The organism is Acinetobacter sp. WY4, from assembly GCF_018438165.1.
Classification (GTDB): Bacteria; Pseudomonadota; Gammaproteobacteria; order Pseudomonadales; family Moraxellaceae; genus Acinetobacter.
This window is the reverse complement of the sequence record NZ_CP053947.1, coordinates 3,015,873-3,036,825: the sequence shown is the minus strand read 5'-3', so window position 1 is coordinate 3,036,825 and position 20,953 is coordinate 3,015,873. Positions and strand designations below refer to the sequence as shown.

Annotated in this window: 22 protein-coding genes; 12 read left to right on the top strand and 10 right to left on the bottom strand. The window is 43.4% G+C overall.

Going from position 1 to position 20,953, the window contains the following annotated elements; translation table 11 throughout:
- Positions 1 to 6: 6 nt before the first annotated feature.
- Positions 7 to 939, bottom strand: a complete 933-nt coding sequence (locus tag G4D73_RS14130) for a M28 family peptidase (RefSeq protein ID WP_213687026.1) — start codon at positions 937 to 939, stop codon at positions 7 to 9.
- 167 nt (positions 940 to 1,106) lie between these two features.
- Here G4D73_RS14130 and rlmH point away from each other — a divergent pair, with 167 nt between their 5' ends.
- From rlmH to G4D73_RS14115, 3 genes are all read left to right on the top strand, one after another.
- Positions 1,107 to 1,589, top strand: a complete 483-nt coding sequence (rlmH, locus tag G4D73_RS14125) for a 23S rRNA (pseudouridine(1915)-N(3))-methyltransferase RlmH (RefSeq protein WP_213687025.1) — start codon at positions 1,107 to 1,109, stop codon at positions 1,587 to 1,589.
- Positions 1,590 to 1,698: 109 nt separating this feature from the next.
- On the top strand, positions 1,699 to 2,475 hold the full coding sequence (locus tag G4D73_RS14120) for a DODA-type extradiol aromatic ring-opening family dioxygenase (RefSeq protein ID WP_184412533.1): 777 nt from the start codon (positions 1,699 to 1,701) through the stop codon (positions 2,473 to 2,475).
- A 127-nt stretch (positions 2,476 to 2,602) separates the two neighbouring features.
- A complete protein-coding gene (locus G4D73_RS14115; protein WP_213687024.1) occupies positions 2,603 to 3,376 on the top strand; it encodes an META and DUF4377 domain-containing protein in 774 nt (257 codons plus the stop codon).
- A gap of 72 nt (positions 3,377 to 3,448) precedes the next feature.
- Here G4D73_RS14115 and gdhA read toward each other — a convergent pair whose 3' ends face one another.
- Positions 3,449 to 4,792 (bottom strand): NADP-specific glutamate dehydrogenase, encoded by a 1,344-nt coding sequence (gene gdhA / locus G4D73_RS14110; protein WP_213687023.1) that lies wholly within the window; start codon positions 4,790 to 4,792, stop codon positions 3,449 to 3,451.
- Between the two features lie 349 nt (positions 4,793 to 5,141).
- Between gdhA and G4D73_RS14105 the strand changes: the two genes are divergently transcribed.
- Positions 5,142 to 5,933: an RnfABCDGE type electron transport complex subunit B gene (locus G4D73_RS14105; RefSeq protein ID WP_114541598.1), complete on the top strand. Its 792-nt coding sequence runs from the start codon at positions 5,142 to 5,144 to the stop codon at positions 5,931 to 5,933.
- Positions 5,934 to 5,936: 3 nt separating this feature from the next.
- A complete protein-coding gene (gene nth, locus G4D73_RS14100) occupies positions 5,937 to 6,650 on the top strand; it encodes an endonuclease III (RefSeq protein ID WP_213687022.1) in 714 nt (237 codons plus the stop codon).
- 116 nt (positions 6,651 to 6,766) lie between these two features.
- Here the strand turns inward: nth and G4D73_RS14095 are convergent, their stop codons facing one another.
- From G4D73_RS14095 to G4D73_RS14080, 4 genes are all read right to left on the bottom strand, one after another.
- Positions 6,767 to 6,979, bottom strand: a complete 213-nt coding sequence (locus tag G4D73_RS14095; RefSeq protein ID WP_004279489.1) for a hypothetical protein — start codon at positions 6,977 to 6,979, stop codon at positions 6,767 to 6,769.
- An 88-nt stretch (positions 6,980 to 7,067) separates the two neighbouring features.
- Positions 7,068 to 7,727, bottom strand: a complete 660-nt coding sequence (adk, locus tag G4D73_RS14090; RefSeq protein ID WP_004279488.1) for an adenylate kinase — start codon at positions 7,725 to 7,727, stop codon at positions 7,068 to 7,070.
- A gap of 75 nt (positions 7,728 to 7,802) precedes the next feature.
- A complete protein-coding gene (locus G4D73_RS14085; protein WP_004279487.1) occupies positions 7,803 to 9,119 on the bottom strand; it encodes a membrane protein in 1,317 nt (438 codons plus the stop codon).
- 65 nt (positions 9,120 to 9,184) lie between these two features.
- Positions 9,185 to 9,703, bottom strand: coding sequence for a hypothetical protein (locus tag G4D73_RS14080; RefSeq protein ID WP_004279486.1), 519 nt, complete (start codon positions 9,701 to 9,703; stop codon positions 9,185 to 9,187).
- A 238-nt stretch (positions 9,704 to 9,941) separates the two neighbouring features.
- On the opposite strand from G4D73_RS14080, the gene mrdA reads away from it, so the two are divergent.
- Both mrdA and rsmD read left to right on the top strand, forming a co-directional pair.
- The gene (gene mrdA, locus G4D73_RS14075; RefSeq protein ID WP_005262321.1) at positions 9,942 to 11,993 is read left to right on the top strand and encodes a penicillin-binding protein 2; all 2,052 of its coding nucleotides are present in this window, start codon (positions 9,942 to 9,944) and stop codon (positions 11,991 to 11,993) included.
- Between the two features lie 2 nt (positions 11,994 to 11,995).
- The gene (gene rsmD, locus G4D73_RS14070; protein ID WP_004279484.1) at positions 11,996 to 12,553 is read left to right on the top strand and encodes a 16S rRNA (guanine(966)-N(2))-methyltransferase RsmD; all 558 of its coding nucleotides are present in this window, start codon (positions 11,996 to 11,998) and stop codon (positions 12,551 to 12,553) included.
- A gap of 87 nt (positions 12,554 to 12,640) precedes the next feature.
- Here the strand turns inward: rsmD and G4D73_RS14065 are convergent, their stop codons facing one another.
- Positions 12,641 to 12,853 carry a hypothetical protein gene (locus G4D73_RS14065; protein WP_004646324.1) on the bottom strand — a complete coding sequence of 71 codons (213 nt, stop codon included), beginning with the start codon at positions 12,851 to 12,853 and terminating at the stop codon, positions 12,641 to 12,643.
- Positions 12,854 to 13,099: 246 nt separating this feature from the next.
- Here G4D73_RS14065 and G4D73_RS14060 point away from each other — a divergent pair, with 246 nt between their 5' ends.
- The 3 genes from G4D73_RS14060 (at position 13,100) to G4D73_RS14050 (ending at position 15,155) form a co-directional block, all read left to right on the top strand.
- Positions 13,100 to 13,834 (top strand): sulfite exporter TauE/SafE family protein, encoded by a 735-nt coding sequence (locus G4D73_RS14060; RefSeq protein ID WP_004730222.1) that lies wholly within the window; start codon positions 13,100 to 13,102, stop codon positions 13,832 to 13,834.
- A gap of 98 nt (positions 13,835 to 13,932) precedes the next feature.
- Complete coding sequence (locus G4D73_RS14055; protein ID WP_005246935.1) at positions 13,933 to 14,694, top strand: 3-oxoacyl-ACP reductase; 762 nt, start codon at positions 13,933 to 13,935, stop codon at positions 14,692 to 14,694.
- Positions 14,695 to 14,828: 134 nt separating this feature from the next.
- Entirely contained in the window at positions 14,829 to 15,155 is a 327-nt protein-coding gene (locus tag G4D73_RS14050) for a hypothetical protein (RefSeq protein WP_005107497.1), read from the top strand.
- Between the two features lie 71 nt (positions 15,156 to 15,226).
- On the opposite strand, the gene G4D73_RS14045 is transcribed toward G4D73_RS14050, so the two are convergent.
- On the bottom strand, positions 15,227 to 15,775 hold the full coding sequence (locus tag G4D73_RS14045; protein ID WP_085064787.1) for a 1-acyl-sn-glycerol-3-phosphate acyltransferase: 549 nt from the start codon (positions 15,773 to 15,775) through the stop codon (positions 15,227 to 15,229).
- Between the two features lie 363 nt (positions 15,776 to 16,138).
- On the opposite strand from G4D73_RS14045, the gene G4D73_RS14040 reads away from it, so the two are divergent.
- On the top strand, positions 16,139 to 17,302 hold the full coding sequence (locus G4D73_RS14040) for a hypothetical protein (protein WP_213687021.1): 1,164 nt from the start codon (positions 16,139 to 16,141) through the stop codon (positions 17,300 to 17,302).
- Between the two features lie 38 nt (positions 17,303 to 17,340).
- Here G4D73_RS14040 and G4D73_RS14035 read toward each other — a convergent pair whose 3' ends face one another.
- Positions 17,341 to 18,495, bottom strand: a complete 1,155-nt coding sequence (locus G4D73_RS14035; RefSeq protein ID WP_213687020.1) for a LuxR C-terminal-related transcriptional regulator — start codon at positions 18,493 to 18,495, stop codon at positions 17,341 to 17,343.
- Between the two features lie 227 nt (positions 18,496 to 18,722).
- Here G4D73_RS14035 and G4D73_RS14030 point away from each other — a divergent pair, with 227 nt between their 5' ends.
- Positions 18,723 to 19,217 carry a copper resistance protein NlpE gene (locus G4D73_RS14030; RefSeq protein WP_005107501.1) on the top strand — a complete coding sequence of 165 codons (495 nt, stop codon included), beginning with the start codon at positions 18,723 to 18,725 and terminating at the stop codon, positions 19,215 to 19,217.
- 66 nt (positions 19,218 to 19,283) lie between these two features.
- Here G4D73_RS14030 and groL read toward each other — a convergent pair whose 3' ends face one another.
- On the bottom strand, positions 19,284 to 20,918 hold the full coding sequence (groL, locus tag G4D73_RS14025; RefSeq protein WP_213687019.1) for a chaperonin GroEL: 1,635 nt from the start codon (positions 20,916 to 20,918) through the stop codon (positions 19,284 to 19,286).
- Between the last annotated feature and the right edge of the window lie 35 nt (positions 20,919 to 20,953).

The following is a 20,953-nucleotide window of genomic DNA, read 5'->3' as shown; positions in this document are numbered from 1 at the left end:
ACTGAATTATGGCTGTAGTGCCATCGTAACCAATCCATCAATCACATGAGTCATCTTGTTCAGATCAAGCTTGTCGAGGGTATCCAATTCGGTATTGTAATAAGGATTACGATAACTCGCAGTATCGGTAATCAGCATGGTCGAATAGTTGAATTTGGCATAATTCAGATAGCCCGAGAAATTCATATCCTGAGCAAAACTTGGGCTGACAAAGCGTTGACATTCCAGACGGTTAAAACGCTGCATGGCATCACAATAATCTCCAGTCAGGCCAGTTGAGGCTAAATGCCCAATGGCTGCAATGAAATTGCCATGTCGTGGATAAATCCATTTTAATCCCACCGGATAGCTCTGCACCTGATGTTCATCAAAATAACCAATCGAATCCAGAATCACCACGCCCTTAATTTTCTGCTTCTGCTTTTTTAAAGACTTGGCATGCATATAACTGCCCATATGTTCTGTCTTGAAAAAAGGCGGCTCTTCAAGCGTATAGAAAGCAAATTCGACATCATGTTTGAGCTTGGATTTTTGCAGGGCCAGTAATCTTGCAGTTTCCAGTAAACCCGCTACCCCTGAGGCATTATTATCAGCACCGTTTCGGGCACTAAAGACATCATAATGTGCCCCCATCACCATCTTGGTTTTGGCTTGAGTATCCAAGCTACAGATGACATTTCGGTAACTCAGGTTATTGACCACATAAACCTGAAACTGGCATGGAATACCAAAGCGCTGCATCTGCCCTTTGATCCAGGCAGATACCCGATTCAGCTCTTTTAGATTTTTATAATTTCGGTATTCATCGACACTCATGATCTGGCTAAAAAATAATTCCAGATGAGAGACCTGAGCATTTTTGCTCGAATTGGCTGCACAGAGACTAGGCCCCATGAGGCCTATCAGTAATAGCAGCACAGTACAACATCCTTTTATCATGACACTGTTCCGCATTTATTATTATTCCATTCCTTTATCAAGCGGATACTTGAACTACGGACATTAAAGCAACACTCAATCTATCATTTCAATTTCAATTTGTTTCCCAGCTCAACTTCGTGTTGTTTGATCGTTATAATGAGGTATCCAATTATTGATCTGTCTGTATGAAAATCCGTATCCTGACCATTGGTCAAAAAATGCCAGCGTGGGTGTTGACTGGTTTTGAAGATTATCTCAAGCGTATTCAGCCTTTTGTACAGACCCAGATTATTGAATTGCCGATGGCCAAGCGCGGGAAAAATGATTCTGAAGCGGATATTCTGAAATACCGCAATATTGAGGGCGACAGTATTTTAAATGCGCTCAAGCAGAATGAAACCCTGATTGCGCTTGAAGTGGGCGGACGTGAATTCAGTACCGAGAAACTGGCTGAAACCATGAAAGGCTGGATGCTGGAAGGCAATGATGTAGCACTTGCGATTGGCGGGCCGGATGGTCACTCAGAAGCCGTGCGTAAAGCTGCTGCATGGCACTGGTCACTTTCCAAGTTAACCCTGCCGCATCCACTGGTACGTGTCATGCTGATCGAGCAGCTTTATCGTGCCATGAGCATCAATAACAACCATCCTTATCACCGAGCAGGCTAATGATTTTGCTGAAGCGTTCTTTATATGCAACGTTTTGTTGAATAATCTCTCCTGCTCTTATTTCTATTTTCATGCATTATTAAGGCATCTTCCAGATGGGGTTTGAATTATGCACTTACAAACGTTGCCCGGCTTATTTATTTCTCATGGCTCTCCTATGCTGGCGCTGAATCCTGAGCAAGTGGGTCCTGCCTTGCATCGTTTGAGCGAAAATCTGCCACGCCCGGAAGCGATTATTGTGATGTCTGCGCACTGGGAAAGTGAGGCGCTGGAAGTCAGTAGCGCAATTCGCCCAGAAACTTGGCATGATTTTCGTGGTTTCCCGCCTGAACTTTATCAATTACGCTACCCTGCACCGGGAAATCCTGAATTGGCCGAGAAAGTCTTAGGCTTGCTGGCCAATGCCGGCTTTTCTGCACATGCCAACAGTACCCGTCCGCGTGATCATGGGGTATGGATGCCGCTGCTACATATGTATCCAGATGCCAACATTCCCGTGGTAGAAATTTCCTTACCCATGTCGATGAGTGCGGATGAAATTTATCAGATTGGTCAAAGCCTGGCACCTTTACGTGAACAACAAATCCTGCTGATTGGTTCGGGCAGTATTACCCATAACTTACGGGAACTGTCTTGGGATGGAACGGCTGCTGATGTACCCGAATGGGCTTCTGGCTTTCGTAATTTTGTGGTGCATAAACTGACACATAGTGATTATGACGCCGTACTGGACTGGTCCAATATTCCGCATATGGCGCGGAATCATCCAACACTAGAACATTTTGCTCCAATTTTCTTTGCGATGGGCACAGGTCAGCGTTTTAGTCTGGTACATAGCAGTTTCACCATGGGTTCACTCGGCATGGATATTTATCGCTTCGATTAATCTTGCTTCAGCACTAAAATCTTAATGATGGATACATTTTTCAACTTAAAGCTGCGAAATGTATCCATATTTTTTCGCAATACATCCATTATTATTGTTTGAACTTTATATACTTCATTATAAGTCCATGAAATTAAAATTTATTGTGCTGGCATTATTGCCTTTAACTTTTGCAGCCTGTCAGTCCAGTGATATTCAACGAGCTGGAGATAGTGCGGTGGCCACCATCCAACAAAAAAATGCAGATCAGATTCTTCCAGCCTATCACTGGGAACTGAATCGTGGACTAGAACGACCCGTTGTACTGAGTTTCAACGCTCAAGGCCGGCTGAGCGCCGTGACGGGCTGTAATGGACTCGGGACGACCTGGTCAGTCAAAAACAATATCATCACCACCAGCGAAGTTATAGGCACTGAAATGGCCTGTGATGCAGCATTGATGGAGCAGGAACGTTTTGTCAGCCAACTTTTACAGAAGCGTGACATTCCTTTTACGCTCAATACCACAGATCCTGACAAGCCGACCCTGACGTTGATGGCCGCAAATGGTCAAACCTATGAATTTATCGGGAAAATGACTCCGGAAACCAAATACCAAGGACAGGCTGAAACAATTTTTCTGGAAATTTCCCCCGATACCAAACAATGTACCGGCGTAACCCAACAAAGCTGCTTGCAAGTCAAAGAAGTGAAATATGATCAGAATGGCCTGAAAACTCAGGTCGATAAGGACTGGACTTTATTCTATGATCAGATTGAAGGTTTTCGGCATTCACCAAATGAACGGCAGATTATTCGGGTCAAACGTTTTGAAATTAAGCATCCGGCAGCTGATCAATCGAAATATGCCTATATTTTTGATATGGCGGTTGAGCGTGAAATAGTTAAGGGTGCTCTCTAAAACTAAAAAATACCAGATATAAAAAAACCGGGGCAATAGCCCCGGTTTTTTTCAGCTTAGACTAAGTCAGACTTAGAATACGCCTTGAGCAAGCATTGCATCAGCAACTTTTACGAAGCCCGCAATGTTTGCACCGTCAACATAGTTCACAGTACCGTCTTCTTTAGTACCGAATTTTACGCAGTTGCGGTGAATTTCTTTCATGATCGCGTGTAAGCGCTCGTCAACTTCTTCGAAAGTCCAGCCAAGACGCAATGCGTTTTGAGACATTTCAAGACCAGAAGTTGCTACACCACCCGCGTTAGATGCTTTACCTGGAGCGTAAAGAATTTTCGCTTCAACAAATTTCTCAACCGCTTCAAGTGTAGAAGGCATATTCGCACCTTCAGCAACACAGATTACGCCATTAGCAAGAAGCGCAGCAGCATCGTCTGCATCCAGTTCGTTTTGCGTTGCACATGGCAGTGCGATATCACACTTAATACCCCAAGGACGTTGTCCTTCAAGATATTCGAAACCATGTTTAGATGCGAATTCTGAAATACGGCCACGTTTTACATTTTTAAGTTCCATGACTTCAGCAAGAAGCGCCTCAGTGAAACCGTCTTTAACGTGAACTGTACCGGCAGAGTCAGAAAGTGAAACCACTTTCGCACCGAGGTACATTGCTTTTTCAGCAGCATATTGCGCAACGTTACCAGAACCTGAAATCGCAACGACTTTATCTTTGAAGCTTTCGCCACGAGACTTAAGCATTTCCTCAGCGAAATACACAGTACCGTAACCCGTTGCTTCCGGACGTGCCAATGAACCACCGAAAGTTAAACCTTTACCAGTGAATACACATGCCGTGTCGTTACTTAATTTTTTCATCATGCCGGCCATGTAGCCCACTTCACGACCGCCTACACCAATATCACCTGCAGGGATATCTGTGTTCGCACCAAGGTGACGATACAGCTCGATCATTAAAGCCTGGCAGAAACGCATGATTTCGCCTTCTGATTTGCCTTTAGGGTCAAAATCAGAACCACCTTTACCGCCACCCATAGGAAGTGTGGTTAAAGCATTTTTAAATGTTTGCTCAAAGCCTAAGAATTTTAGGATTGAAAGATTCACTGAAGGGTGGAAACGCATACCACCTTTAAATGGACCGATCGCTGAGTTGTACTGTACGCGGAACGCACGGTTTACTTGAGTCTGACCTTGGTCATCTACCCAAGAAACTCGGAACTGGATCGCACGTTCTGGCTCAACTAGACGTTCTAGTAAACCATGTGCTGCGTATTGTGGGTTCTTTTCAATGAACGGCCACAAACTGGTCATCACTTCTTCTACAGCTTGAAGAAATTCTGGTTGATGTGCATCACGTGATTTTACGTAATCTAGGAACTCATTAAGTGTGTTGTATTTCAACGCTTAATCCTCAGCAGAAAATGGATCAAAATTGGTCAAATTTACAATCAATGTTAAATTTTGGCGCAAAATATTAAATATCTTTTGTAACTAATCTACAATACTTTTTTTGAAAATACTTTAAAATTAATTTGATAACAAATATTTATATTGATTATGAAAATTTTTTCTATGTCAGGAAATGCCAATCGAATCAAGGCTTACATTCAGATTTATGCCTAATAATAAGGCACAAGTTGACCCTTAATTGCGCACGACTTAGGAGTTTAAAAATATGTTAAAATTGATGAATCGACATATTTTGTTTCACTTACTCTCTCATGCTTGCCATGAGTAACGCTGGTTATACATGAATTCGCCCATTTCTCTGGTCCAATCGATTGATGCTTTACTCCCTCAAACCCAATGTGGACTCTGCGGCCATCGTGACGGATGTTTACCTTATGCTCAGTCGATTGCTGAGGGGGAAAATGCCAATAAATGTGTGCCGGGCGGACAGCCTGTTGCCGATGCTTTGGCTGAATTATTAAATCGTCCTAAACTTGTGCCTGAAGAAAGTGTCTGGCCAGTTCAAGCCGATGGTCGTCCTCAGCGCATCAAAGCCGTAATTCGTGAAGATGAATGTATCGGCTGTACCAAATGCATTAGCGCCTGCCCGGTCGATGCGATTATTGGTTCCGGTAAACTGATGCATACAGTGCTCACTGACCTGTGTACCGGCTGTGAGCTTTGTATCCCGCCTTGTCCGGTAGACTGCATCGATCTGGTTGAAGATCAACAACCCTTGCCGACTGAAGCTCAGCGTCTTGCGGAACAGGATGATCTGCGTCAGCGTTACTATGCGCACATCCAGCGTGAAGAAAAACGGCGTACCGATCGTAAGGGACCTGTAGTCCGTGCAGAAATCGATACTGCCCTGTTTGCCCGTTTCTCTGCTTTAAATGAGCAACTTCCCGTGATTGAAGTCGCGAGCAAGCCAGAGAATGCACCTGTAGCCCTCGATTCCAAGACCACGATTGAACTGGCAAAACTACGTACCCAAATTAAAAAACTGGAAAAACAACTTTCGGTTCGTGAAGATGCCCGAAAACGTACCCAACTGGAAGAACTGACACAGCAATTACAGGCTTTACAGGGATAGAACATGACAACAGCAAAGGCCAAGCCTGTTAAAAACATGACCAAAAAGCAGATTCAGACCTTTTTTGAACGTCTGCGTGAACAGCGACCCAATCCAAAAACCGAGCTGAATTATGCGAATCCCTTTGAATTGCTGGTCGCGGTCACGCTCTCTGCTCAAGCTACCGATGTCAGTGTCAATAAAGCCACAGACAAACTCTTTCCCGTCGCCAATACACCGGAAGCCATTTATGCCCTAGGTGTGGATGGCTTGAAGGAATATATCAAGACCATTGGTTTATATAACTCGAAAGCGGTCAACGTGATTAAAGCCTGTGAGATGCTGATTCAGAAGCACAACAGCATCGTACCGGACAATCGTGCAGACTTAGAAGCCCTGCCGGGTGTAGGTCGTAAAACGGCGAATGTGGTACTGAATACGGCCTTTGGTCAGCCGACCATGGCGGTTGATACCCATATTTTCCGGGTAGGTAACCGTACCGGACTAGCGGTTGGCAAAAATGTGTTGGAAGTTGAACACCGTCTGGTCAAAGTCATTCCCAAGGAATTTATCATTGATTCACATCACTGGCTGATTTTACACGGTCGTTATACGTGTATTGCGCGCAAACCGAAATGTCATGAATGTATAGTATCCGATGTGTGTAACTGGCCGGATCGGTTTGAATTTGGTGCAGCCCGCCAAATTGCAGTGAAAAATATTGAGCTTGCTGAATAGAACGGCGTGATCAAGCTGGGATAAAAATAGGTGACCAATGTGTCACCTTTTTATCGACTATGAGAAGAGTGCTTTTCGTTCAAACCAAATTCTTAGCTGAGCTGAACTATTATGGATTATTTATCCTGATCTTGTTCAGCCTTTTCCTGCTGCTTGCGCTGTTCAAGTTCGGCTTGTAATTTTGGATGGAGCTGGCGCTCAGGTCGCTTTGCTGCATTTTCAGCACGTTCTTCCTGACGTACTTTGTTGAGCATTTTAAAACTGAAATAGAACAGACCTACCAATACTGCCAGAAAGACTACCATCAACACCAATACGCCAAATTTCATAGCAACAAGTACCCTGTTCAAATACGCAATAAAAAAGAGCCCTAATATGACTTAGGGCTCTCCGATTGTCAAAATCATCGTCAGCCGATTATTTTGCCTGATCCAGAATCGCGAAAAGATCAGTTTGAACTTCATCGATTGGACGTAAACCATTTAGCTTGTCATAAGTTGGTGCATTTTCACCAGACGCTGCACGGCCTTGGTAGAAACCAACCAGTTGCTCGGTTTCAGTATGGTAAGAACCTAGACGCTTACGAATGGTTGCTTCCTGGTCATCAGGACGTTGAACCAGATCTTCACCCGTTTCGTCATCTTTACCTTCCACTTTTGGCGGGTTGTAAACGATGTGATAGACACGGCCAGATGCAGGATGCTGACGACGGCCAGAAAGACGTTGTACGATTTCTTCATCTGGTACATCAATTTCAATCACGTGATCAATTGCAATGCCTTCTTTTTCCAAGGCTTCTGCTTGAGGAATGGTACGCGGGAAACCATCAAAAATGCAGCCGTTTACACAGTCAGGTTGCGCAATGCGCTCTTTCACCAGACCAATGATCAACTCATCAGAAACCAAACCGCCATTGTCCATGACACTTTTAGCTTGTAGACCTAATTCAGTTCCTTCACGAATTGCAGCACGGAGCATATCACCGGTTGAAATTTGTGGGATATTGTAGCGCTTACAGATCAACTGAGCTTGTGTACCTTTACCTGCTCCAGGTGGTCCGAGTAAGATAATGCGCATATATAAACATCCTCATTTAAACAATATGTATGACGCCACGACCACAATCACCCGATTGTGTCCCCCGACATCTCATTATAAGAAAGCCACAAACAAATGGATTAAACCCGCGACAAAACCGGTTACCCCACCCAATAAAATCAGAATCCATTCATCTTCCTGAAATGCAGGACGTAAAAGATTCTGAAACTCCTTCGGAGTCAACTCACGTATGCGGTCTCTAAACATTTGATAGATTTTCTGTGCACGGCTCGCATTAAATGCTGGGTCGCATACAGGTACCATCGTAATTTCAATCGAGCGATCGATCAAGTCCGTCTTGAGTTTTGCATACTCTTTTGGTCCTAAAGACAGCTGTAAAGAGGTCCGAACCAGGGGTGTTTCCATAATTTCATTAATATGACGTTTGATAATGCGGCGGGTTTTGTCTTTTCTGCCACCATACATCATCTCGGTCATGATCGATTTTAACGTAATCAGGTCTTCTGTGACTACACTTGCGAAGACGTCAGAGACTTCATCCTGACGTTTCATAAATGCGCCTTGTATGTTATAGGTGCCGATACGAGGAATCACCGGCTTAATCCACGGAAACTTGCGATTTGTGGTACGGGCAAAGAATTGCGGGTACTTTACTGGGTGTGGATAGAGTGGGTTGAATACCATCCAGATCGCGATCCAGTTGGTCAAAAAGCCCCAGATCGCAGCCCAGAACGGTACAGTCCAGTGCCACGGCACTACAAACCAGACAATCATCTGGAAAATCCCAAAGAACATCCCGATGAGGGCACTGATATGCCAGATAAAATTGATCTCTTTTTGACCCACCTTCAGGAACATACGCACCATCAAACGACGGTCGCCTTCCATCTGGCTCACTACCATTTCACGCATATCTACAAGTGACTCGACGTTCATGGTCAGCTCAGTCACTAATTCACGCAAAATTGCCGGCATTTGTTTTTGTGCTTGTGCATAAATTCTGCGCTTAATAGCAAAAGGTAGGTTTTCCCAGAGCACCGCATTGCGATCCATCATCACTTCATCAATCAGGTGTTCCAGTTCGAAACCGACCTGCTCGCCAATGATGCGTGCCATATCATCCGGATCCATCGCCTGTAAAAATTCGCGGATAGAGCCTAATTTTGACAGTGTGTTATCGGTAATAATGCCTGAAATACGTCCAGCTTTGCGTGGCACAATTCCTTGCCAGCCCACAGGTAAAGGCCCGAGATGGAAACCCCAAAAATTGATCGGATAAAAGACCATTTTCAGCGCCATCCAGACGTGAGCCCAGGTTACAAATGCAGTCACTGGAATAATGCTGAGCACGGCCCAAAAATCCGGGCGGTTTACAAAGGTTTGCCACAACTCGTTGACGTACTCAAGCATGCATAACTTCCATATTTAATTTTTTGTTCACAGAATACACATATTAATAAGGTCGAATATTTTGTCTATAAACCGATACTTAAAGTATAGGAAAATTGTAGCCGGGGTTCTGTTTCAGCCACAGCACGACCATTTCGGTCTTCGAGTTTCTCTCCGGCACCGATCCCGATACTAAAACTGCTGATCCGTTCTGAACTAAGCAAAACATAGGCCAAATCAACGCCAGCACCTAAACGGCCTTCATATTCGCCATCAACCTGTTTGCTGTCGATATGCCCGGCATAAACCCCGACATAATAACCATTTTTATCTTTGCCGGTGAGATGTGCAGGATAACGAAAGCCTGCCTGACCGCCAATCGTACGATCATCATCCAGAAAAACACCACCTTTCACATAAGCAATCCCATAAGGGTTCACCCATTCGGTATTTAAATGCAGTAATTTCTGGGTAAAACCAACACCCACATTAAAGGCTTTTGCCTGAGCAGGCTCTATTTTGGTTGCAGTATTATTAATCTGATCATGTGCATAAGCCCCGTTCGCCCACAATGCAAACGCTAACAAAGGGTAAACCTTGTTCATTCCTTCACCATCTTCCTTAATTATAGTTTTTGGTATAGTCCTATTTTTATTAGATTTTACTCTAGCAGAATTATCACAACTCTTATATACAGCACTTTATAATTTTAATGTCTGCAAAGTCAAAGCTTAAAGGAACTGATTGTAAGGGCAGTTTTTCATTATCAAATCAAGTGCAGTTGCGTTAGAATACTCCACTTTGATTCTTTTCTACCACTCTCAGGTCTTAAGTCGATCGCGTATGAAGCAGCACTTTCCTTTAAAAAACGCACAACAAGAAAAGCGCATCTATCGCAGTCGAGTCTTGATTTCCATGGGTATTGTCATTTTCTTTATGCTGCTGCTGGTCAGCCGCTATGCCTATTTGCAACTGTTCAACTTTGAAAGCTTTACTACAGCTTCTGATGAGAACCGGATTCGTCTACAGCCCTTGCCTCCAGCGCGCGGTTATATTTATGACCGAAACGGCGTTCTGCTGGCCGATAACTATCCGGTATTTACTGCCACTTTAAGTCGTGCCGACGTACAGGATATCGATCAAACGCTCGAACGCCTCAAACCGATTCTGGAACTGACCGAAGAAGACCTGGAACGCTTTCAAACCCGGATTAAAACAGCGCGTAAAACCGAGCGGGTTTCAATCAAGCTCAATCTGAATGAAAATGATATTGCGCGTTTCAGTGAAGTGAAATATCAGTTTCCGGGTGTGAATATTGAAACCCAGATGACTCGCTATTACCCACATGGCGATCTGTTTGCACATGTGATTGGTTATGTGGGCCGGATTAATGACAAAGAACTGAAATCAATTGATAAGGATCTCTATGCTGGAACCAACCTGATCGGAAAAATCGGGGTGGAAAAATCCTATGAAGAGCTGCTGCATGGTGTGCCGGGAAATGAATCGGTAGAAGCAGATGCCTTTGGTAATGTGCTGCGTCATTTGGGCCGTAAAGATCCGGTACGTGGTAATGATCTGTTCCTGTCACTGGATTACGGCTTGCAGGTAGTCGCTTCGGAGCAACTGGCCGGGCGTCGTGGCGCGATTGTGGCGATGAATCCCAAAACCGGGGAAATTCTGGCGCTGGTCTCCAGTCCAAGTTTTAACCCGAATCTGTTTGTGACCGGGATCAGCACCAAAGATTATTCGTTCCTGCGTGATAACCTTGATCAACCTTTATATAACCGTGCCGTGCAAGGGGTTTATCCGCCTGGCTCTACTATTAAACCAATGTTTGCACTCGGTGGTCTGCATCATGGTTTGGTGGACTGGGATACCACTATTTCTGATCCGGGTTATTTCAGCCTGCCGGGAGACAGTCACCGTTTCCGTGACCATAAAAAATCCGGGCATGGCGCAGTGAATATGCATAAGGCCCAAGTCGTCTCCTGTGATACTTATTTCTATGTCATGTCCTACCGCATGGGTATTGAAAAAATGAATACCTGGATGCGTCAGTTTGGCTTTGGGGAAAAAACCGGCGTGGACTTACCAAGTGAAAGCTCAGGACTGTATCCAAACCCGGAATGGAAAATGCGTACCCGCAAGGCCAAATGGTCACGTGGTGAAACCATTTCTGTCAGTATTGGTCAGGGTGCTTTTACTTCAACGCCATTGCAGCTGGCTATGGCCACAGCCATTACCGCCAACCATGGCAATAAAGTCATTCCCCATGTTCTGCGCGAAAGTCGCGGTGCCAAACCGTTCAAGGTGCATAATGGCACGCATGGCAAGATCGATTTTAATGGTCAGGAAGAAGACTGGATCAAAATGCGTGATGCGATGGTGGACGTAATTCAATCCGGTACAGGCCGAGGCATCAAAAGCGGCTTACAATATTCTATTGCCGGAAAAACCGGTACGGCACAGGTAAAAAGTATTGCTCAGGGCAAGCGCTATAATGAATCCTTATTGACTGACCGTCAGCTGGATCATGGCCTGTTTGTCGGTTTTGCACCTGCTGAAAATCCTGAAATCGCGATTGCAGTTATTCTGGAAAATGGTCGCGGTGGTAGTGCCGCAACGGCTCTGGCCCGTCCAATTTTTGATTACTGGTTACTGCATAAAGATAAAAATCCGGTACGCCCACAAGGCCACCAATTAAGTGGTGGTCTGATGACGGCCGGAATCAAGCCAGCTGAATTGCCAAGTGGTGCAGGCATGTTGAGTCAGGATGCAGCATCTAGTGCCGTTCCAGCCAGTGACCAGCCCGACAATGCTGCTCCGACTTCTGCAAATACGGCTGCATCTCCCGCAGCAACACCTGCTCCGACACCGGTAGAGCGAGATTAAAGATGAAAAACCAGCTTCGAATTATTGGTGGTGACTGGAAACGCCGCCAACTGCCTTTTGCCAGCATTGAGGGTTTGCGCCCGACGCCTGACCGTGTTCGGGAAACACTGTTTAATTGGCTGATGTGGGATGTACAAAATGCCCAGGTGTTGGATATTTGTGCCGGTTCTGGGGCATTGGCGTTTGAGGCATTATCGCGTGGTGCTGCATCAGTGGTGATGATTGAGCCGGATCGTACTCAGGCACAATTTCTGACCCAAAATCTGGAACTTTTAAAAGTCACCAAAGCACGTGCACAATTAAAAGTGGCTACGGCGCAGCAAGCTTTGTCTACCCTTCAGGCACAGTTTGATCTGGTTTTTCTAGATCCGCCATATAGCCTGGATTTATGGGAAGAACTAGCGCTAAAGGCAGATCCTCTGATCAAGGACAATGCCTATATTTATGTAGAAGCAGATCGTGATTTACAATTACTTAAATTACCGTCCTCATGGCGTTTAATTAAAAATACCAAAGCCGGTACAGTTCGTGCGGGGCTTTATCAAAAAAGTATTTCTTGATTTAAATTGTTTTGAAGAGCCATTAAAAAAGGATTCCTCAGTGGAATCCTTTTTGTCATTGTAGTCAGTCAAATTTAAAGACTGTGATTAACGATCACGGCGCCAGTCGCGGTTATCTCGGTCACGTTTCCAATCCCGATGATCTTTATGGTCCTTATTTTTCCAGTCATGATTTCTGTGGTCTCGATCATAATGTCCATTACGATCTCTGTTGCCACGATAATCATCATCCCAAGGATCAACCACACAACCGGTTAATGACACAGCCAATACAGAAAGTAATATCACTTTTTTCATCATGTCCATCACCTCTTACTGCACTCTGTCAGTATCAGGCGAGTTCATGGAGAGTGAACGGAGCCATTGTTGCACTCTTGTAGAGATTTATGCATGTTTTATGCATGGCCGTAAACCTCTTTTTTCTTAATTAGCATTCATGCTTTTATGAGAATTTGAACTTTCATTTGCATAAATCCAGCTAAATGGAAGCTTGGCTTTTGTTTAAATCTTGAGAATACTGCTGCCTTTGCTTATGACCTGATCTTTATGACTTGGCTGTTATTTATTCTTGGTGCAATGGTCGCAGGTTTTGTCCAGGGGCTGACCGGCTTTGCCTTTGCCCTGATCGCCATGTCTTTCTGGGTCTGGGTGCTGCCTCCGCAACTGGCCGCGCCCTTGCTGGTATTTGCCTCGATCTGGAGTCATGTGATTTCACTCAGTCAGGAAAAAAAGCAGCTAGTTTTATCCAGGCAGTTGGTGCTGCCTTATCTGATTGCTGGTCTGATTGGCGTGCCGCTGGGTACTTATCTGTTGCAGATCATTCAAGCAGATACCTTTAAGATGATCTTGGGATTTTTTCTGGTACTGTGGTGTCCGGTGATGCTATTCAATCCGCAATTCAAAACAATTCAGCATTCAGGAAAATTGACTGATAGCTGCATCGGTTTTATTGGCGGAATTTTAGGAGGACTGGGCGGTTTTTGCGGTGCTATTCCTTCGGCCTGGGTGATGTTAAAACAATTACCCAAAACCCAGCAGCGCTATATTTTACGGCACTTTAATTTTGCAATTCAGCTTTTCACGCTGGGTACTTATGTATGGCAAGGCCTGATCAATCAAAGCCATTTACCCTATATGGCCTTGCTGATTGTTTTTGTGAGTATTCCGGCAATTTTAGGCGCAAAACTATTTTATAAAATTTCGGAATTACTGTTCAAACGCATGATCTTAAGTTTACTCTTTAGTGCAGGCTGTTTTCTATTAGCGTCCCAATTCATTTAAACACAAGATCAAGCCGAGTCTGTCTTCCCCGCTAAAGCTTGAATCCGGTGAAATAACTGCTATGTTAAGGCCAATCTTTGTAAATATAGATCATCATTATGCAGATTCGTGATCAGATTGTTCTTGTTACTGGTGGTGCACGTGGTTTGGGTTTAGCCATTACTCAGGCTTTACTGGCTGAGGGCGCGCGCGTGGTCGTCAATTATCATAGCAGTCAGCAGCAAGCTGAACAGCTGGCCCAGCAGTATCCTGAACAGGTATTTATTTATCAGGCAGATGTCACTCAAACTGATCAGGTCCGCGCTTTATTTGCCGCAGCTAAAACCCATTTCGGGGAAGCGATTCATGCTGTAATCAATAACGCACTGATTCAATTTGAATTTAATGGTGATGCACGCCCTAAAGTAGAAACGCTGACTTGGGATATGTTGCAACGGCAATTTAGCGGTGCAGTACAGGCTGCCTTAAATACTACACAAGCCGCACTGGATGATATGAAACAGGCAGGGTTTGGCCGGATCGTGAATATTGGTACAAACCTGGTGCAAAATCCGGTGGTTCCTTATCATGACTATACCACCGCCAAAGCTGCATTATTGGCCTTTACCCGCACCACGGCGCAGGACTTGGGACAATATGGCATCAATGTGAATATGCTCTCTGGTGGCCTGTTACAAACCACGGATGCCAGTAAGGCCACACCTGACATTGTCTTTGACCTGATTGCTCAATCGACGCCTTTACGCCGCGTAATTACACCAGAAGAATTTGCTGCTGCAATCCTGATGTTTTTGTCACCTTATTCACGTGCCGTCACAGGACAAAACCTGATTGTAGATGGTGGCTTGGTCAAAGGTTAAATGTTTAGAGAATGGACTTGAATTTTCAAATTCTGTTGTTCTATTTTTTAACCATTTGGTAGATTAAAAAGGTTTTGTGACCGGGTTTTACTTCTACAATAGTGCGCTCCCATAAAGCCTTTAGTCTACTTTCCATGAAATTTATCACGACATTGCTCAGTACCTTGCTACTGGCAGGTTGTATGTCCAGCGATTTGAAAAAATCAGAACAATTACTGCAAAATTTCCATTGTGCCAAGGTAGATACCGCCCAAATGCCACATAGTAGTATGACCGACTATTATCAGCAGATGTTGTATAGCAGCAAATCCAAAGTCGAGTCTTATATCAAACAGTATCATCAAGGTGAAGAGCTGTTTGACCTGCCACTGCATGAAGTGGTGGAGCAACAATATGATCTTTATAAAGATGCCTGCCAAAATCTGGGTGGAATTTTACCCGCTTCTGAAAATGCATCTTAAGTCTGTCAATCTTCATGATGATTAGGCAATAAAAAAGCAGGAGAATTTTCCTGCCTTTTTTCAACTCAATTTTAATTCTGATAATAGCGCTGATCTACGCTGAAGCATTCAGGGAATTTTGGCTGAATCTCTGCATAAAATGCCATGATTTCTGCCATGTCTTTTTCATAATCCCCTGTCGGATAAACAATTTTACCTACACCAGTTTTCTTCTTCTCATAATCCATATAGGCCAATGCAATCGGCACACCTGCATTAATCGCAACATGATAAAAACCTGTCTTCCACTGTTCCTGTTTAGCACGAGTCGCTTCTGGCGTGACCAGCATCACTAGTTTAGGATGGGTCTTGAATAATTCCGTCATCACCTGAACCATACTCGGACTAGGCTCCCCCGGCTGTTTAGGACGGCGATCAATCCCGATACCGCCCATAGCACGCACAAAAGGTCCAAATGGCAATTTCATATAACTGTCTTTAATGGTTAAGCGAACATTCACACCTAATGCTTTTAAGGCCAGTCGCGCATACAGTGCATCCCAATTACTGGTATGAGGCGCAGCAATCATGACACATTGGTCTAAATCTAAGGGCCAATGGTTATCAATTTCCCAACCCATCAGCCTCAGGCTTTGTTCTGCTAACTTCTCAAACACGTCACGCACCAATTCTATTCAAAATTGCGCGAATTTTAGCAACCTCGGCAAATATAGATAGTGCTCTATGATCAATAAATAAACAGTTAATCTATATTTGTATAATTAGAATTTTTAAATGAATAGTTGATTATTTTTGCCACCTTTCAACTTATCTCATACATCAATTTACGGATAGTTAAGATTGCTTCCCAATATAAATAGGAATTTCTTTCTAATTTAAAGGATTCATGCATTAAAAAGCTCTTAACCTCCTCATTTTGGGATATGGCAAATATAAGGGTCTTTTTATACTGAATCCACATTATAAATTTCAGGAAGATTCTAATGAAAAAGACTTTACTTTGTATTGCTTTAGCAGGGTTACTTAGTGCCTGTGGTGGTTCGGATGATAACTCAAGTACACCTCCAACAAGTAATATTGGAACCCAGACCGGGGTACTAACGGATGCTGTGATTGCTGGGGTACGCTATGTCACAAGTAGTGGTGCTACAGGTTTTACCAATGACGATGGTGAATTTAACTTCAATGAAGGAGAAACGGTTAAATTCTATATTGGTGATGTTCAACTCGGGGATGAAATTGAAGCAAAAGAACGTGTTACCCCTTTGGATTTAGCTGAGACTGAAAATGCTCGCCTTAACTTACTGGTATTTTTACAATCCTTAGATGGAGATGATAAAGATGACAAACTTCAAATTAGTACGGCCACTACAGATGCCTTAAAAAACCAGAGTATTAATTTTGACCAACCTTATAATGACTTTAAAAATGAAGCCATTGTCAAAACAGTAATTCCTGAAGGAAAGTTAGTGAATGAAGAGGACGCTAAAGCACACTTCCAAGCGACCTTCTACAAAGATATTGCCGGTACGTGGGAGATTAACCGTACCGATAACACTGCTGTGTTGATTCACATTCTGGAAGATGGACGCTATGCACTAGGTGAAGCAGAAGCAAAAGATGAGAGTGGTCAAGCAGGCATTGAAATGGGCCGCTTAAAATGGAATGCAACAACAACCGTGATTGAACCGGAAATCCTGCATGACACCAATGGTGAATGGGGACTTTCACATCCTGCCGAGAATAAACCTTATTCTTTAAACTTTAATGGAACTCAATTAATTCTTACTGAACCCGGCGTTAGTACTGAATACCGTTTAAATCGAGTTAAGCAGTCTAATAGTCTCGTCGGCACGTGGCGACTCAATGAAACGCACCTATTTGCTTTCTTTGATAACAACTATTATTTCTTCCTAGACACTGAAGGTGGAGATGACTGTGGTTGGCCAGGAATTGAATATGGCAAATATACATTGTCAGCAAATACTCTCACCACAACCGAGGTATTATTCGATACCAACGAGTGTGGTGGATTACAAGATAGTTCAAATGGCAGCAAGACAATTGCAAGCATCAATATATCTAACAACAATCTTATCTTACATCCGCAAGGTGAAGATCCTGTAACTTTACAACGTGTTAAATAACCCATATAAACCGGCTTGAATATGAAATTCAGGCCGGTTTAATCAATATGTTCAAATTGAATGGTACAACCCATCAATAAATGCATCAGTTCGATTTGCGAACAACATTGGGTTTTTTCATAAATATTTTTAAAATACGTCCGTACCGAACTCAGCGTAATGCCACACTGTTCTGCAATATCTTCTATTTTATAACCATTAATTAACAACTCACATAAATCAAACTCTCGTTTGGAAAGCTGGTAACACTGTTGTAGGTAAGTTCTTGACAGGGAATAATGCTGGTTTTTATCCGTCATAAATAAGGCAATCTGATGCTGAGCAGACTGTAAATGTTGCATATTTCTTAATTTCTTAAAGGGCACCACCGTCAGCATGAATTGTGAGCCTGCCCCATCACTCAACGCCAAGACTCCACCCACCTCAGTCTGAATGGTCGTATCTTCCAGCAAAGCACTTTCTAATAGCTGATCAAAACGTATCTGCTGAGCATAATTGGTTTTTAGACGGTTATGTATATCCAGATCCAGACATGAACTTTGATCAAGCATCTTTTGCGCAACAGGATTGGAATAACTTAAACACAGGTTTTGATCGAGCAGTACAATTCCGGTTTTTAAACTGTCCAATACGGTATACAAGCTTAAATTATCTTGCTGAATCAAGTTGATTTGCCGGTGAATTTGCAAAGCCCGGCGTAAATGAATACTGATACGTCTTAAAAAATCCAGCTCAGGCTGTTCAAAAGGCTGTACTTCAGGTGCACGATGAATACCCAGTACTGCCCAACGATAATTTCCCCGATCCAGCAATACGCCCGCCAGATAAGATACACCGCCAGGCTTTAAACACTTCTCATAGAACACATAGTGATCCGTACCCGGCTGTTCTGCATAGTGCTGACAGTTATGACTTAAAGCATCGCCCATCTCGATCGCATTCCATAAGGGCATATGCAGTTTCATATCAATCACTCTGATACGCTCCTCTTGATAAGCGGCCAGACTTTCATTCGGGATATTGTGCGTATAGACAAAGTCATAGCCTGGATTAAGCTGATCCAGACCGGTAAAAATTGCACTCTTACTTTTAGTATAGCTCACGATATCTTTGATCACGTCCAGCCACAAAGATGGTAATACAGCAGCATCATAAATTTTTGCAATCAGATTATTTTCTTGTTCTAATTTCATTATCCCCTCCGCATTATCATTATTTTCTAATCATAGCGTTCAGAATTGGTTAACGAAACAGCATAAAGTGACTTTAAACTTGGCTAAAAATTCTTAAATCCTGCTCACTTATCAATAACTCTGGCCTCATTCACCTAATGAATCAAACTTTAACAAGATTGCCCTATTTATCTGTACTGACTACTTTTAATGTAATTCATAACAAATAATTTAATAGGGTTAAAACAATGAAAAAATTAACGCTTACTGCTGCGATAGCAGTCGTTCTTGCAGGAGCTTTAACCGCCTGTTCAAAGCCCAATGATAATGAGCCGATGAGTAATAATGCTCAATCCAGCCCAGCCATGATGGAGCAAAATAACGCGGATACTAGTGTGAACCGTGCTGATAGCGCAGAAACTTCGCTAGATTGGGCAGGTGAATACGAAGGTGTTTTTCCTTGTGCTGACTGTGAAGGGATTAAGGTCGAGTTAGATCTCAATCCGGATAAAACCTATGAGCTAAATGAGGAATATTTAGGTAAAGCTGGAAATAATGAGACGGAAACTAAAGGTAGTTTCAGTTTTGACCCTCAAGATCCTTCAATCATCACATTAGATAACAAAGCTGAAAACCGTAAATTCTTTGTTGGTGAAAATTTTGTTGAAGCACGCGAGATGAAATCAGGTAAAAAAATCGACAGTAATTTAAATTATAAATTAGTTAAAAAGTCCGCATCATAATTTTGTAAACGCATAAAAAAATCCCCGCTATTGCGGGGATTTTTTATGAAATGCTCGGATGATGAATTACATCATGCCGCCCATACCACCCATGCCACCTATATCAGGCATTGCAGGTTTGTCTTCTGGGATTTCAGTGATCATGCATTCAGTGGTCAGCATCAAGCCAGCAACAGAAGCGGCGTGCTCAAGTGCAGAACGCGTTACTTTAGCAGGGTCAAGAATACCCATTTCCAGCATATCGCCATATTCGCCAGTTGCAGCGTTATAACCGAAGTTACCTTCGCCATTCTTCACAGCGTTGATCACTACAGAAGGCTCATCACCTGCGTTAGATACGATTTGACGAAGCGGTGCTTCAATCGCACGACGAAGAATGTTGATACCTACGTTTTGGTCATCATTCGCGCCTGTTACGCCTTCAAGTGCAGATGCAGCACGTACTAGTGCAACACCACCACCCGCAACGACACCTTCTTCAACTGCAGCGCGAGTCGCATGAAGCGCGTCATCTACACGGTCTTTTTTCTCTTTCATTGCAACTTCAGTTGCAGCACCGATTTTGATGACAGCAACACCGCCAGCAAGTTTCGCTACACGCTCTTGAAGTTTTTCTTTGTCATATTCTGAAGTAGATTCTTCGATCTGTGCACGGATTTGCTGTACACGGTCAGCGATTTGGCCAGCATTACCAGCACCATCTACAATTACAGTATTTTCTTTAGATACAGTTACTTTATGTGCTGTACCCAAGTGATCAAGCGTCGTTTGATCCAGCTGCATGCCGATTTCTTCAGAAATCACAGTACCGCCAGTCAAGATCGCGATGTCTTGAAGCATAGCTTTACGACGATCACCAAAACCAGGTGCTTTCACCGCACATACTTTGATAATACCGCGCATGTTGTTGACCACAAGAGTTGCAAGCGCTTCGCCTTCAACATCTTCAGAAATGATTAAAAGCGGTTTACCAGTTTTAGCAACAGCTTCAAGTACTGTAATCAATTCACGAATATTGCTGATTTTCTTATCAACAAGAAGAATGAATGGATTTTCAAGTTCAGCTGTTAAAGTATCTTGCTTGTTCGCGAAGTACGGAGAAATATAACCGCGGTCGAACTGCATGCCTTCAACTACGTCAAGCGAATCTTCGAAGCCTGAACCTTCTTCAACCGTGATCACGCCTTCTTTGCCCACTTTTTCCATTGCTTGCGCAATCAGCTGACCTACAGTCGTATCAGAGTTAGCAGAGATCGAACCTACTTGTTCAATCGCTTTAGAGTCTGATGCTGGTTTTGCAGTTGCCTTGATGTTTTCAACTACAGAACGTACCGCAATATCGATACCGCGTTTCAAGTCCATTGGGTTCATACCCGCTGTTACTGACTTGATGCCTTCATTCAAAATTGCTTGTGCCAATACAGTTGCAGTCGTTGTACCATCACCTGCGATGTCATTGGTTTTTGAAGAAACTTCACGAACCAGTTGAGCACCCATGTTCTCGAACTTGTCTTTCAGCGTAATTTCTTTGGCAACAGTGACACCATCTTTAGTGATGTGCGGTGCACCAAAAGAACGGTCGATAACAACGTTACGGCCCTTAGGACCCAAAGTAACCTTTACTGCATCTGCAAGGGTGTTTACACCAGCAATCATTTTTGAACGAGCTGAATCACCAAATTTTACGTCTTTAGCTGACATATTTGACTCCGAATATTGTTGTATCTTTACAAAAT

Coding starts and splice junctions, on each gene's coding strand:
- G4D73_RS14130 (WP_213687026.1), bottom strand. CDS start 939: ATGATAAAAGGATGTTGTACTGTGCTGCTATTACTGATAGGCCTCATG.
- rlmH (WP_213687025.1), top strand. CDS start 1,107: ATGAAAATCCGTATCCTGACCATTGGTCAAAAAATGCCAGCGTGGGTG.
- G4D73_RS14120 (WP_184412533.1), top strand. CDS start 1,699: ATGCACTTACAAACGTTGCCCGGCTTATTTATTTCTCATGGCTCTCCT.
- G4D73_RS14115 (WP_213687024.1), top strand. CDS start 2,603: ATGAAATTAAAATTTATTGTGCTGGCATTATTGCCTTTAACTTTTGCA.
- G4D73_RS14105 (WP_114541598.1), top strand. CDS start 5,142: ATGAATTCGCCCATTTCTCTGGTCCAATCGATTGATGCTTTACTCCCT.
- nth (WP_213687022.1), top strand. CDS start 5,937: ATGACAACAGCAAAGGCCAAGCCTGTTAAAAACATGACCAAAAAGCAG.
- G4D73_RS14095 (WP_004279489.1), bottom strand. CDS start 6,979: ATGAAATTTGGCGTATTGGTGTTGATGGTAGTCTTTCTGGCAGTATTG.
- adk (WP_004279488.1), bottom strand. CDS start 7,727: ATGCGCATTATCTTACTCGGACCACCTGGAGCAGGTAAAGGTACACAA.
- G4D73_RS14085 (WP_004279487.1), bottom strand. CDS start 9,119: ATGCTTGAGTACGTCAACGAGTTGTGGCAAACCTTTGTAAACCGCCCG.
- G4D73_RS14080 (WP_004279486.1), bottom strand. CDS start 9,703: ATGAACAAGGTTTACCCTTTGTTAGCGTTTGCATTGTGGGCGAACGGG.
- mrdA (WP_005262321.1), top strand. CDS start 9,942: ATGAAGCAGCACTTTCCTTTAAAAAACGCACAACAAGAAAAGCGCATC.
- rsmD (WP_004279484.1), top strand. CDS start 11,996: ATGAAAAACCAGCTTCGAATTATTGGTGGTGACTGGAAACGCCGCCAA.
- G4D73_RS14065 (WP_004646324.1), bottom strand. CDS start 12,853: ATGATGAAAAAAGTGATATTACTTTCTGTATTGGCTGTGTCATTAACC.
- G4D73_RS14060 (WP_004730222.1), top strand. CDS start 13,100: ATGACTTGGCTGTTATTTATTCTTGGTGCAATGGTCGCAGGTTTTGTC.
- G4D73_RS14055 (WP_005246935.1), top strand. CDS start 13,933: ATGCAGATTCGTGATCAGATTGTTCTTGTTACTGGTGGTGCACGTGGT.
- G4D73_RS14050 (WP_005107497.1), top strand. CDS start 14,829: ATGAAATTTATCACGACATTGCTCAGTACCTTGCTACTGGCAGGTTGT.
- G4D73_RS14045 (WP_085064787.1), bottom strand. CDS start 15,775: ATGGGTTGGGAAATTGATAACCATTGGCCCTTAGATTTAGACCAATGT.
- G4D73_RS14040 (WP_213687021.1), top strand. CDS start 16,139: ATGAAAAAGACTTTACTTTGTATTGCTTTAGCAGGGTTACTTAGTGCC.
- G4D73_RS14035 (WP_213687020.1), bottom strand. CDS start 18,495: ATGAAATTAGAACAAGAAAATAATCTGATTGCAAAAATTTATGATGCT.
- G4D73_RS14030 (WP_005107501.1), top strand. CDS start 18,723: ATGAAAAAATTAACGCTTACTGCTGCGATAGCAGTCGTTCTTGCAGGA.
- groL (WP_213687019.1), bottom strand. CDS start 20,918: ATGTCAGCTAAAGACGTAAAATTTGGTGATTCAGCTCGTTCAAAAATG.